13 protein-coding genes and 1 pseudogene are annotated in these 12,540 nt (G+C 59.9%); 4 read left to right on the forward strand and 10 right to left on the reverse strand.

Going from position 1 to position 12,540, the window contains the following annotated elements; genetic code table 11:
- Positions 1-313: 313 nt before the first annotated feature.
- From E4U03_RS11550 to E4U03_RS11580, 7 genes are all read right to left on the reverse strand, one after another.
- Entirely contained in the window at positions 314-730 is a 417-nt protein-coding gene (locus tag E4U03_RS11550) for an alpha/beta hydrolase (protein ID WP_167752418.1), read from the reverse strand.
- Positions 731-961: 231 nt separating this feature from the next.
- Positions 962-1,741, reverse strand: a complete 780-nt coding sequence (locus E4U03_RS11555) for a hypothetical protein (RefSeq protein ID WP_167752419.1) — start codon at positions 1,739-1,741, stop codon at positions 962-964.
- Between the two features lie 28 nt (positions 1,742-1,769).
- On the reverse strand, positions 1,770-2,372 hold the full coding sequence (locus E4U03_RS11560; RefSeq protein WP_322785925.1) for an alpha/beta hydrolase: 603 nt from the start codon (positions 2,370-2,372) through the stop codon (positions 1,770-1,772).
- A gap of 182 nt (positions 2,373-2,554) precedes the next feature.
- Positions 2,555-3,508, reverse strand: a complete 954-nt coding sequence (locus tag E4U03_RS11565) for an NADP-dependent oxidoreductase (RefSeq protein WP_135013881.1) — start codon at positions 3,506-3,508, stop codon at positions 2,555-2,557.
- Positions 3,509-3,592: 84 nt separating this feature from the next.
- Complete coding sequence (locus tag E4U03_RS11570; RefSeq protein WP_135013882.1) at positions 3,593-4,027, reverse strand: Rrf2 family transcriptional regulator; 435 nt, start codon at positions 4,025-4,027, stop codon at positions 3,593-3,595.
- A gap of 79 nt (positions 4,028-4,106) precedes the next feature.
- Complete coding sequence (locus E4U03_RS11575; RefSeq protein WP_209304169.1) at positions 4,107-4,778, reverse strand: hypothetical protein; 672 nt, start codon at positions 4,776-4,778, stop codon at positions 4,107-4,109.
- A 227-nt stretch (positions 4,779-5,005) separates the two neighbouring features.
- Positions 5,006-6,916, reverse strand: a complete 1,911-nt coding sequence (locus tag E4U03_RS11580) for a propionyl-CoA synthetase (protein ID WP_135013884.1) — start codon at positions 6,914-6,916, stop codon at positions 5,006-5,008.
- Positions 6,917-7,166: 250 nt separating this feature from the next.
- Between E4U03_RS11580 and E4U03_RS11585 the strand changes: the two genes are divergently transcribed.
- The 4 genes from E4U03_RS11585 to E4U03_RS11600 are packed head-to-tail and all read left to right on the forward strand — an operon-like array spanning position 7,167 to position 11,486.
- Positions 7,167-7,847, forward strand: a complete 681-nt coding sequence (locus E4U03_RS11585; protein ID WP_135013885.1) for a GntR family transcriptional regulator — start codon at positions 7,167-7,169, stop codon at positions 7,845-7,847.
- Positions 7,848-7,900: 53 nt separating this feature from the next.
- On the forward strand, positions 7,901-9,418 hold the full coding sequence (locus E4U03_RS11590; RefSeq protein WP_135013886.1) for an MmgE/PrpD family protein: 1,518 nt from the start codon (positions 7,901-7,903) through the stop codon (positions 9,416-9,418).
- Positions 9,418-10,329, forward strand: coding sequence for a methylisocitrate lyase (gene prpB, locus E4U03_RS11595; RefSeq protein ID WP_135013887.1), 912 nt, complete (start codon positions 9,418-9,420; stop codon positions 10,327-10,329). Before E4U03_RS11590 ends, prpB begins: the two co-directional genes overlap by 1 nt.
- A gap of 20 nt (positions 10,330-10,349) precedes the next feature.
- Positions 10,350-11,486 (forward strand): bifunctional 2-methylcitrate synthase/citrate synthase, encoded by a 1,137-nt coding sequence (locus tag E4U03_RS11600; protein WP_135013888.1) that lies wholly within the window; start codon positions 10,350-10,352, stop codon positions 11,484-11,486.
- Positions 11,487-11,582: 96 nt separating this feature from the next.
- Here E4U03_RS11600 and E4U03_RS13225 read toward each other — a convergent pair whose 3' ends face one another.
- From E4U03_RS13225 to E4U03_RS11610, 3 genes and pseudogenes are all read right to left on the reverse strand, one after another.
- A complete protein-coding gene (locus E4U03_RS13225; RefSeq protein ID WP_194210414.1) occupies positions 11,583-11,741 on the reverse strand; it encodes a hypothetical protein in 159 nt (52 codons plus the stop codon).
- A pseudogene (locus E4U03_RS11605) lies at positions 11,718-11,919 on the reverse strand (FAD-dependent oxidoreductase); the annotation flags it as partial. The gene E4U03_RS13225 and the pseudogene E4U03_RS11605, both read right to left, overlap by 24 nt.
- 17 nt (positions 11,920-11,936) lie before the next feature.
- A partial coding sequence (locus tag E4U03_RS11610) for a tyrosine-type recombinase/integrase (RefSeq protein ID WP_167752420.1) occupies positions 11,937-12,540 on the reverse strand: 604 nt, incomplete at its 5' end.

Here is a 12,540-nt window from a genome sequence, read left to right on the forward strand (position 1 = left end):
GGGTAGATGCGCAGGGGGCGGCCGGTGGGGCCGAGCTGCTCAGCGCCGGTTTCAGTCACTGTGTTTCACCTTTGGTTGGGTTCAAGACTTTTACCTACCAGTTTAGCCGGTGGGTGCAAGCTGGGCTTTCGTCTTTTCCTGAATCCAGTTTCCGATGGCTTTTTCTGCCTGGTGGGCGGCGGGGTATTCGATAACTTCTACGGGAGCGCCTGCCTCTTTGAGACGGTTTGGTAGTCGGTGGATTTTTGGGAGATGGGGTCGTTACCGCCTAGGACAAAGAGGGTGGGTGGGAGGTTATTGGGCAGGTCGGTGTCTAGCCCGTCGGTCCAAGGCACGACGAGTATCTGGGAAGCAACGGGAGTACCCGTTTCGACGAGTTCTTGGGTTGCTGAGGCAACGTAGAAGGCCCCTGCGCTGTACCCATGAGGTGGGTGTTGTTGGGGTCGATGGCGAAGTAGTCGGAGTTCTCTTGGGCGTAACGAACAACGTCTGCGATCTCTTCAACCCCGTACTCTACAGGCTGGACGTCTGCCTTGGTGTAGTCGATGGCGAGGACGGTTGCGCCCCAGCTATCTGCCAGGCGTTGGCTTTGGGTGTCGAGCACGTCGGCGTCGCCGTAGACGAACCCTCCCCCGTGGACGTTGATGATGAGGGGACGGACCTGCCCGGGGTCAGCCTGTGCTGGCTGGTAGAGGTTAAGACTGACCGGGGTTTTGCCGTCGCGGGGCACCTCAAAGCGCTGGCCGATGAGGTCCCGGTCGTTCTTGACTGCTCGGGAGCGTTCGGCCGCGTTATCTGCCTGGAGCTTGTCTGAGTACAGGGATACTCCGACGAGAGCCTACCCGGTCAGCCCTGCGATGATGAGCAGGGCGAAAGAATCGCCCCGCGCCCTCAACCGCTTATTTGCTACCAGTGTGCAGATGAATCTAGCTGGGTTAGCTGCCCTCTACCAGGACCGCCCCTAGGCGGGCAGGCGGCGCCCGCCCTCCACGAAGACCTTGGTGTCTTCGATAGCGAAGCTATGGATAGCGCTGATTACCCCATCAACCGTGGAGTTAAGACGAGGAGCCACCTGCTCGTAGAAGTCAGTGCGGGCAGCCTCGCTCTCAAAACCGATAACCATCAAGCCGTGGTAGCGGTCTGCTTTGGGGTTATCGTGGGCGACGTTGGGGGTGTCCCAGGTCTTCTTGTGCCAAGGCAGGAAGGTTTCGGTTCGCAGTTCGCTCACACCAGCGTGGCCCAGCACGGTGGGAGCCAGCGTCGCATGCATAAAGCTCTTAAAGGCCCCACCGCGAGCGCCTTCGGCCCGGCGGAAGAAGATAACGTCCCGGTAGCGGGTAGCGGAGCCTGCCGCCGGGGTGGTGTACCAGCGGGTTGAGCCGGGCAGGCCGATATACATGAGGGTGCGGCGGAAGACATTAATTTCGTCTTTGAAGGCCTGGGCTGTCTGCTCGCGTCCTGCCGTTGCTGCCAGGGTGCTTTGGAAGGTCACATCAGCAATCCCGTTGATACGGCGGTCTGCGCGCACCGAGGTTTCTAGGTCTGGGCGGGCTGGCCAGAAGCTGTGCTCGGTTTCGCTGATATGAAGCTGGCGGTACTCCTTGAGGCCCTTGGAGGCGGCAATGATTTGGGCGTGCTCTCCAGCCCAGTAGTCCTTGCCTTCCTGCACGGTCATGCCGTTGCGAATCCAGAGCAGAATAGAAGACGAAAATTCCTTGGTAAAGGTGGGGTTCTGTGCCATAGGTGGTCCTTATCTCTTCCGGGGCCGGCTAGTTTTCGTCGGCTAGGAAGTCAACGAGCTTGGCACCAAATTCCCGGTGGTACTGGAATACTCCGCCGTGGCCGGAGTTCTCGTAAATCACCAGTTCGCTGCCGGGGATCCGGTGGTGCAGCTCGTAGGAGTTTTCGGTGGGCACCATGCGGTCAATATCCCCGTTGGCGATAAGTGTGGGCATGGTGATAAAGGACGCCAGCTGGGCCTTGGGCTTTTTACCCCAGCGGTAGATGGCGGCGAGCTGGGTCAAAAAGCCCAGGGTGCTCATGGGCTGATCTTTATCCAGGGTACGGGCGTTGATGAAGTCCAGGAATTCCTGGGCAGCTGCACCGCCTGCGGCGTCGTGGTTAAAGAAGAGGTAGCGTTTGGGGTCGGTGTGGGCGATGAGGGCGCGAGCGATGTCGGCGAAGGTCACCCCAACAACCTGGGAGATACCCGCCCCGCCGCGTCCGCCGGTGCCGGTGAGCACCAGCTTTTCGACCAGTTCGGGGCGCTGTTCTACAACCTCCTGGGCGACGAAGCCACCCAGGGAGAAGGAGAAGAGCTTGATACGGGTGAGCCCCATAGCGTCGATGAAGTTGAGGGCCTGGTCTGCCATGCCCTTGATAGAGGTGGGAACCCGGCCATTCGAGAGTGGCAGCCAGATGGACGAAGAGGACGACCGGGGTTGCGGTGCTGTCGGTTTGGCCGAATTCTCGGTAGGCGAAGACGGTGCCGTCTGCGGCGGTGACGGTCTGGTTAGGGGCTTGCTGGTAGAGCATAGTCATGATGGTTCTTTCCTTAGTTGATTTCAACGACGATTTTGCCGGGGCCGCCCTTACCTGCGGCGAGCAGGTCGAGGGCTTCTTCCAGGCGGTCAAAGGGTAGGGTCTGGGCGACCAGGGACTTAATAGCGCCAGATTCGATAGCGGGGGTGTAGCTCTTGAGCTGGCCTGCGTCGGCCCGCATGAAGAGGAACTTGTAGGTCACGCCGAGCTTCTTGGCAGCTGCCCGCTCTTTTCGGCTGAGGAACCACATGACCGGGGCCAGGGACTTCTTGCCGAGCTGGGCGGCGAAGTCGGTGTCGGGGGCGCCAGATACGGTCACCAGAGTGCCGCCGGGTGCCAGTACCTTCATGGAGCGGGTAGTCTCCCCCTCGCCTAGAGTATCGAGCACGATATCGTAGCCCGAGATGTGCTCCTCGTAGTTCTGGGTGCGGTAGTCGATGACCACATCGGCGCCCAGGGTCTTAGCCAGCTCGACGTTCTTGGTGCTGACGGTGGTGGCGACGGTTGCGCCCAGGTGTTTGGCAACCTGGATGGCGATAGAGCCCAGCCCACCGGTACCGCCCTGGATAAAGACCTTATCGCCGGGCTTGATGGGGGCCTTTTCGGTGAAAGCCTGGATAGCGGTCAGCAGGACGAGGGGCAGTCCAGCAGCTTCGGCGTAGGTCAGATTGGTAGGCATGGGTGCAACCTGGGTAGCGTCTACAGCTACCTGCTCGGTGAAGCCACCAATGGCGTCAATGGGCAGGCGGGTAAAGACCTTATCCCCGACCGAGAAGTCGGTGACGCCGCTGCCGACGGCGAGGACGTCCCCGGCGACTTCCTGCCCCAGGATAACCGGCAGCTGGTAGGGTAGCAGGCGCTTGAAGTCACCGCGAGCAACCATGGAGTCGAGTGGGTTAAGACCTGCGGCGCGGACGCCAATAAGCACCTGGCCGGGCCCGGCGACGGGGCGGGGACACCCGCCCACTGAGTAGTGCCGCCGTTAGCGTAGGAGGTGAGGGTCAAGGCTTTCATAGTTTTCTCTTTCGGGTGGGTGACGGTGGAGGTGATGTTAAATTTGAGCGTCGGGATGGGCTGCTAGGTAGCTGGCCCTGATATCTTCGATGACCGCGTCCAGGGTGATTCCTGCTAGCTGGTCGGTCATGGCCTGTTCGGCAAGGGCTGCGATGGGGTCGAGCACCGCGTTGATGTGGCCCCCTACCGGGCATTCCGGGTTGGCGTTTTGGTGGGTATCAATGTGGATGTTGGGGTTAACTGCCCGGTAGATATCGAGCAGGGTCATTTCGGTTTTCGGCTTTTCTAGCTGGTAGTCAAAGCTGCCGGGGATGCGGTCGAGCAGGTCTGCTTTTTTGAGTAGGGAAATGATTTTGCGGATGTAGCTGGCGTTGGTGCCCGCGCTGGTTGCTATGGCTTCGGAGGTGAGTTTGTCGTCGGATTCCGAGAGCATGACCAAGGTGTGTACGGCGACCGAGAACTTGGTATCCACAGAACATCCTTTTTGTATTTGTTTTAGGAACAGATACAAATATAGGGCGTAAATCGACATGAATCAAATCTTCCCCAATCTAACGGGCAGCCAGCACCCCAAAGAAGACTGCCCCAACCAGCAATATCAGGCTATAGACAGCAGTTAGGTTGGCATTCTTAGTTCTTGCGAGGAGCCCGGTGACAGTATGAGCAAAACTCGGGAAACGGTCCCAGCTTGCTTCGAGTAGCAGGTAGGGCCCGACTATACCGACTGTAAAGATGAGATAGGCCAGCACCCATTCAACCGAATTATGGCTCACCGATGTGAGCAGGCGACCCACCATATACATCGTTGCCATTGAGCTCAATCCGATAGCCGAATTCAAAAAACCTTCCAGCACAGCTTTCCGCGGTGAGAGGTGTGAGTTTTTAACCTTATGTACCCTCTTGGGGCGGTTTCTGCGCACCCAGAGTAGAACTGCCGAAAGCGCAAGTAGCAGGGCAGCGCCGGCGTCAATGCTCTTTCGCACGAGAATTTTGCTCGTATCGCTGTGAACCAGCTGTATCAAGCTCTCTGGGTCAACGAAGCGGAAAAGCATGACGAGGGTGGAAGCCCCTATGACAATCCCGCCACTAATCCAGCGGACAATATGCATTTTGCTGGGGTCATCAATGAGTGCCAGAAAGGTAATACTGTAGAGCGAGGGGCTAAAGCCCATCATGAGCCCCAGTCCGAGCAGGGTAGGAATAGCAGCGAGAAGGGTTGTCATGATTATCAGTATGACACGGGCAACCACCCTACCCATTTCGCGATTTTACCCCTGCCAGGGTAAACCAAGAGGCTTATTCATACAGGGAGGGTGAAGCAGGCTCACAGCGAAGCTGCTGGCTCGGCGGCTAGCGTGAATCGCCCTTGTGAGCGAAGCGAACCAGGCGAGAGGGTCGACAGCGAGCGTGAGCCTGCGGAACCTCCTATGATTAAACCTCTATACACAAATTAGCTACGCAGCACCTTAGCGATATCATCCAGCACGCTCATGTCTTCGATGGTGGAGGGCACGGTGTACTGCTCGCCGTCGGCAATCTGGCGCATGGTCTTGCGCAGGATCTTGCCGGAGCGGGTCTTGGGCAGGGCCTCCACAATCTTGACGTCCTTAAAGTCAGCAACAGCCCCGATATCGTTGCGCACGCTGGCAATGAGCTCGGCAGCCAGCTGTTCTTCGGTAATATCCGCCCCAGCCTTGAGCACCACATACCCGGCAGGTCGCTGGCCCTTGAGCTGGTCAGCGATACCGATGACGGCACATTCAGCAACGGCCGGATGGGCTGCCAGCACCTGTTCCATAGCACCGGTTGAGAGACGGTGTCCCGATACGTTGATGACGTCGTCCGTGCGCCCCATGACGAAGACGTAGCCGTCTTCATCGATGTAGCCAGAGTCGCCGGTGGTGTAGTAGCCGGGGAAGGCGTCGAGGTAGGAGGAAATGTAGCGGTCGTCGTTACCCCAGAGGGTGGGCAGGGTGCCCGGGGGCATGGGGAGTTTGATGGCAAGGTTACCCTCTTCGCCGGGGCCGACCGGCTCGCCAAACGGGTCGAGCACCTGAAGGTTGTAGCCGGGGGAAGGAACGGACGGGGAGCCTGGCTTCAGAGGCAGGGCTTCCAGACCGCGGGGGTTAGCCGCAATGACCCAGCCGGTTTCGGTCTGCCACCAGTTGTCAATCACGGGCACACCTAGCTTCTCGGTGGCCCAGTGGTAGGTTTCGGGGTCTAGGCGCTCACCGGCAACGAAGAGCAGCTGCAGGGAGGAAATATCGTAGCCGCCGAGCAGCTCAGCTTCGGGGTCAGCCTTGCGGATGGCTCGCAGGGCGGTGGGAGCGGTAAAAAGGGACTTGGCACCGGATTCCTGGATAACCCGCCAGAAGGCGCCAGCGTCCGGGGTGCCAACAGGCTTACCCTCATAGAGCACGGTGGTTGCCCCGGCCAGCAGGGGGCCGTAGACAATATAGGAGTGGCCCACAATCCAGCCCACGTCCGAGGCACACCACATCACTTCGCCGGGGCCCACGTTGTAAATATTTTTCATGGTCCAGGTCAGAGCCACGGCGTGACCACCGTTATCGCGCACTACACCCTTGGGAGAACCTGTCGTGCCGGAGGTGTACAGAATGTAGAGGGGGTCGGTGGCCTTCACCTCGACAGGCGCGTGTGGCTGGGCTGCCTCAACGGCCTGACCCCAATCGAGCCAGGTCACGCCTGTGGAGTTCTCTTCAGCCCGGCGCACCGCATCAGATACCGAGTTCTCAAAGCCCTCACGCTCAAAGACCAGCACGGTCGCAGGCTTGGTCTGCGATAGCTCAATTGCCTTTTCTACAGCGGGAATGTATTCGATGCGGCGCTTGGGTTCCACACCGCCAGAGGCGGTCAAGACGACGGTGGGCAAGCAGTCGTTGATACGGCTAGCTAGCTCGTTGGGGGCAAAGCCACCAAAGACCACCGAGTGCACGGCACCCAAACGGGCAACCGCCAGCATAGCCATGGCAGCCTGGGGAATCATGGGCATATAAATGAGCACACGGTCGCCTTTTTCGACCCCGGCGGACGCGAGCGCCCCGGCAATTTTTTCTACCTCACCTTTGAGTTCTGAGTAGGTAATGTTCTGGCGGGTGCCGAGCATGGCTGAATCGTAGATGATGGCGGTGCGATCGCCGTGGCCGGCTTCTACGTGGCGGTCAACGGCGTTGTAGCAGGTATTGAGGGTGCCGTCGGGGAACCAGCGGTACAGAGGGGCAGCGTCGCTATCAAGGGCGCGGGTTGGTTCGGTTGACCAGCTAATGGCCCGTGCCTGCTCCAGCCAGAACTCTTCCTGGTTTTCGATACTGCGGGTGTAGGTGTCAGCGTATGTTGCCATGTGGGGTGCTCCTTTACGGACGCCGGTGGTGGGTTGTCATGAGGGGGTGACTCCACCATAGTGTGAGGAGTCACATTTGGCAAGATTTTGTATACAGAAATTTGTGAAACTAGTGAAAATGACACATTATTTCATGCATAGTCCGAAAATTTTCCCCCTTTTGTATACAAAACTCGGGGCGGTGTTTTAGAGTGGTCACAACCGCCAATTTCAGTGCAACACATCACAAAACTGTGAAAGGAGAGAACGAATGAGAGCTGGTGAACTGGCCTATCAGAGCCTGCGCAGCGACATCATGGAGGGAATGCTCGCTCCCGGTTCTGTGATTGCAGAGGTAGAACAGTCAGAGCGCTTGGGGGTCTCTCGTACTCCCGTCCGCGAAGCTATATCCCGCCTTCTCGCCGAGGGTCTTGCCGAACCGGCGCCGGGCCGCGGCGTCATCGTTGCACCGATTTCTCTAGCGAATGTGTACGCCCTCTTTGAGCTCCGCACCTCGCTCGACAGCACGGCGGCAGCACTTGCGGCCCGAAGAGGCGATTCCAAGGTCTTCAAAGAGCTGGCACAGGCCTTTGAAGAGGCATCATTCGCCCTGCACTGCGGAGAAGCCTCACTGGCGGAGTACTACGCCTTGGTGGATGAGCTCGACACCGCAATCGACGCGGCAGCCAACAACCGCTACCTGCACCAAGCACAGACGTCCTTGCGTACCCAGCTCACCCGCATCCGCAAGCTTTCTAAGGCCAACCCCATCCGGCTAGAGCAGGCGGCTGAAGAGCACGCCCAGATTGCTCGCTGTATCGCCTCCGGCGACCCGCAGCTTGCTGAAGCCGCTACCCGTCTGCACCTGGCCAACGCGCTCTACGCCATCGAAGAGGCCGCAGCCTCCCAGAGCCAGCACAGTCTTTTCAACCATCCAGAACCAACAGCCTAAGAAAACCCTCACCGGCGCCGCTGCCGGTAGGAACAACCTGAAAGGAAACATCAGTGACCAAGCTGCACTCCGTTCGAGTTTATAAGTCCGAAGAAAACCTGCCCCGCGAAGACCAGCTCGCCTACAAGCTCGCCCAGGTAGCCACCGACCCCGTTGATGTGCTCCCCGAGGTCGAAGAGATGGTCATCAACCGCATCATCGACAACGCCTCTGTCGCTATCGCTTCTCTCAACCGCGGCCCCATCATCTCCGCCCGCGACCAGGCCCTCACTCACGCCCACTCCCCCAACGGTAAGGGCGCAGCCATCTTCGGCGTCCCCACCAGTACCAAGGTCTCCCCCGAATGGGCAGCCTGGGCCAACGGCGTGGCAGTGCGCGAACTCGACTACCACGACACCTTCCTGGCCGCCGAATACTCCCACCCCGGCGACAACATTCCCCCGATTCTGGCAGTAGCCCAGCACGTGGGCTCCACCGGCCGCGACCTGATTCGCGGTATCGCTACCGGCTACGAGGTCCAGGTCGATTTGGTCAAAGCCATCTGCCTGCACAAGCACAAGATTGACCACGTCGCCCACATCGGTCCGTCCGCCTCCGCTGGCATCGGCACCCTGCTGGGCCTGGATACCGAAACCATCTTCCAGGCCATCGGCCAGGGTCTGCACACCACCACCGCAACCCGCCAGTCCCGCAAGGGCGAAATCTCCACCTGGAAGGCCCACGCCCCCGCCTTTGCGGGCAAGATGGCAGTTGAAGCGGTTGACCGCGCTATGCGCGGCCAGACCTCCCCCGTGCCGATTTACGAGGGTGAGGACGGCGTCATCGCCTGGATGCTGGACGGCCCCGATGCCCACTACGAAGTGCCCCTGCCCGAGATTAGCGAGCCCAAGCGAGCCATCCTCGACACCTACACCAAGGAGCACTCCGCTGAATACCAGGCCCAGGCATGGATTGACCTGGCCCGCAAGCTGCACCGCGAACACCCCGAATTCGCCAACCCCGAGAACATCGAGTCGATTGTTCTGCACACCTCCCACCACACCCACTACGTCATCGGCTCTGGCGCCAACGATCCCCAGAAATACGACCCCACCGCCACCCGCGAGACCCTGGACCACTCCATCCCCTACATCTTCACCGTTATGTTGCAGGACGGCGAGTGGGATCACGTCGGCTCTTACGCCCCCGATCGTGCCCAGCGCGAAGACACCGTAGCCCTCTGGCACAAGGTCACCACCGCCGAGGACGCCGAGTGGACCCGCCGCTACCACTCCAACGACCCCGCAGAAAAGGCCTTCGGTGGCCGCGTTGAAATCAAGCTGGCTAACGGCGAGACCTTCAGCGAAGAAATCGCTGTGGCGGACGCCCACCCGCTCGGCGCCCGTCCTTTCGCCCGCGAGGACTACATCGGCAAGTTCCGCAAGCTGGCTGAGGGCAAGGTTGCAGAAGCTGAGCAGGATCGCTTCATCGAGGCAGCCGAGAACCTGGCTAACCTGGGCGCAGGTGAGCTGGACGCCCTCAACATCACCGCCTCCATCGACCTTGAAACCGGCAAGAAGGGTATCTTCTAATGCTGTACGCTTCAAAAACCGCAGCCCAAAAACGCAAGAACCTGCGCGAGATGCTGGCCAGCGACCAGATCCGCCAGTTCCCCGGCACCTACACCCCCATTTCAGCCCGCCTGATCGAAGAAAAAGGCTTTGACGGTATCTACATCTCGGGTGCAGTGCTGGCCAACGAGCTGGGATTTCCGGACGTCGGCCTCACCACCCTCTCCGAGGTAGCCCAGCGCGCAGGACAGATTGCCCGCATCACCAATCTGCCCGCCATTGTGGACGCCGATACCGGCTTTGGCGAACCCATGAACGTGGCCCGCACCATCCAGGAGTTCGAAGAATACGGCCTGGCAGGCTGCCACATCGAGGACCAGTTCAACCCCAAGCGCTGCGGCCACCTCGACAACAAGAACATGGTTGACCTTGAAACCGCGACCAAGCGAATCAAGGCCGCAGCCGAGGCCCGCCGGGACGAGAACTTCCTGATTATGGCCCGCACCGACCTGCGCGGCACCTCTTCCCTTGAGGAAACCATCAACCGCATCAAGGCTCTGGTCGATGCCGGCGCCGATGCGATTTTCCCCGAGGCCATGAAGAATCTCGACGAGTTCAAGGCTGTCTGCGACGCTGTGGACGTGCCGGTTCTTGCCAACATGACCGAGTTCGGCAAGAGCGAGCTTTACACCAAGGAACAGCTGGCTGAAGCGGGTATCTCAATGATTATCTACCCCGTCACCCTGCTGCGCTCCTCGCTGGGAGCCATGGAACGCGTCCTGGAAACCATCGAGTCCGATGGTACCCAGGAGGCCTACGTGGAGCAGATGTTCACCCGCTCCCGCCTCTACAACCTGGTCGACTACGAGGCCTACAACCAGTTCGACACCGGCATCTTCAACTTCGAGGTTCCCGGTAAGTTCGAAGCCTAAACGAACAAGGAGAAACAGACATGAGCGACAACGACGTCAAAAAAGGTCTGGCCGGTGTAGTTGCTGATTACACCGCCATCTCAAAGGTCAACGCAGAAACCAACTCCCTGCTCTACCGGGGCTACCCGGTACAGGAACTGGCGACCGTCCCCTTTGAGAAGGTAGCCCTGCTGCTCTGGAACGGGGAGCTGCCTACCGACGAAGACCTGGCAGAGTTCACCGCTTTCGAGCGAGCCCACCGGGCTCTGCCCGACGCCCTCAAGGCAGTTATCGATGCCCTGCCCACCGACTGCCACCCCATGGATGTCTGCCGCACGGCGACCTCCTTCCTGGGCGCAGCCGACCCCAAGAGCGAGGATCTCTCCCCCGAGACCGAACTGCTCAAGGCCAAGGAACTCTTTGCGGTCATGCCGGCTGTGGTCTGCTACGACCAGCGTCGCCGCCGGGGCCAGGGCATCATTGCCCCGCGCGAAGACCTGGACTACTGCGACAACTTCCTCTACATGGCCTTCGGCGAAGTCCCGGCCCCCGAGGTCAAGACCGCCTTCAACGTCTCCATGGTCATGTACGCCGAGCACTCCTTCAATGCCTCTACCTTCACCGCCCGCGTCATCACCTCATCTCTCTCAGACCTGCACTCGGCTGTCACCGGCGCTATCGGTGCTCTCAAGGGCCCCCTGCACGGTGGCGCCAACGAGGCTGTGCAGCACACCTTCGATGAAATCGGTGTGATTGAGGGTGAGTCCCAGACGGATGCTAAGGCTCGTGCAAAGGCATGGATGGAGGCCGCCCTGGCAGAAAAGAAGAAGATTATGGGCTTCGGTCACCGGGTCTACAAGAACGGCGACTCTCGTGTGCCCACCATGCAGAAGTCCTTCTTCGACATGGTCGAATACTACGGCCGCCACGACATCATCGGTCTCTACCAGGGTCTGGCTGAAGCAATGGACGAGGCTAAGGGAATCAAGCCCAACCTGGATTACCCCGCTGGCCCCACCTACCACCTGATGGGCTTTGATACCCCCACCTTCACCCCCATCTTCGTGGCTTCCCGCATCACCGGCTGGACCGCCCACATCCTGGAGCAGCGCGCAGCGAATTCGCTGATCCGCCCGCTCTCTGCCTACGACGGTGTGGACGAGCGCCACCTGAGCTAATCTCCACCTTTAGCAGCGCACTCGCTGAGTCGGCTGGCTGAAAAGCTTCTTGCTTCTCAGCCAGCCGACTTTGTGCTATTTACCTATCTGGCAGTACTAGCGCAGCTCCCTGGGTAGTTTTTCGAGCAGACGCAGCCAGATTTCTGAGGACGTTGGGTAGGCAGGTACCGCGTGCCGCAGCAGCTTAACGGGTAGCTGGGCGGTGACGGCGATTGTAGCTACCTGCAAGGGCCGCAGCAGGGCCTTTGAAGGCATACAGGCGTAGTAGGAGCACTCCCCCGCCCAGAAGTTCGTGTTCGATCAGGGCAACGCTCAGCCCGCCCTGGGTGGCGTAGTCGGCAAGGTTCTCTCCCACCGGGCCAGCGCCGATGACCAGCACATCGAAGGTATCGGTATCTAAGCGGGCTTGGTCTGTCTGAGGGGTAGTATTTATCGTTTTCTCTCGTATATCTAGCGGGCGCGGGGGTGGCTAGCTGCAAAGACCTCGCGCAGGGTATCGGCGGTGACCTTGGTATAGACCTGGGTTGTCGTCACCGAAGCATGCCCCAGAAGTTCCTGCACCACACGAATATCGGCCCCACCCTCAAGCAGGTGGGTTGCGAAGGAGTGGCGCAGGGTATGCGGAGAGATCTCAGCCCGAATTTTCGCCCGTTCAGCGTGGTTTTTAAGGATGAGGTATGCCCCCTGCCGGGTGATACGCCCGCCTCTCGCGTTGAGAAAGAGGGCAGCATTTCCCCTGCCGCGGGAGGCGAGCGCCGGGCGTCCGCGCACCAGGTAGTCGTCGATAGCCCGGGCGGCGTAGGAGCCAACGGGCACCACCCTCTCCTTGTTGCCTTTACCGAAGAGTCTCACGACGGCGGGCAGCTGGGGGTTTTCTTCCGTAGAGTTTCGGTCGATGACTAGGTCATCGATATCAACCGTGATGGCTTCGCTGATACGGGCACCCGTGGAGTAGAGGAATTCGAGCAGGGCCCTATCGCGTAGTCCCGCGGGGGTGGCGGGGTCGGGGCTTTCAAGCAGGCTGGTGATGTCGGCCAGGGGTAGGGCCTTGGGC

It is taken from the genome of Rothia nasimurium, assembly GCF_004569295.1.
Lineage (GTDB): Bacteria > Actinomycetota > Actinomycetes > Actinomycetales > Micrococcaceae > Rothia > Rothia nasimurium_B.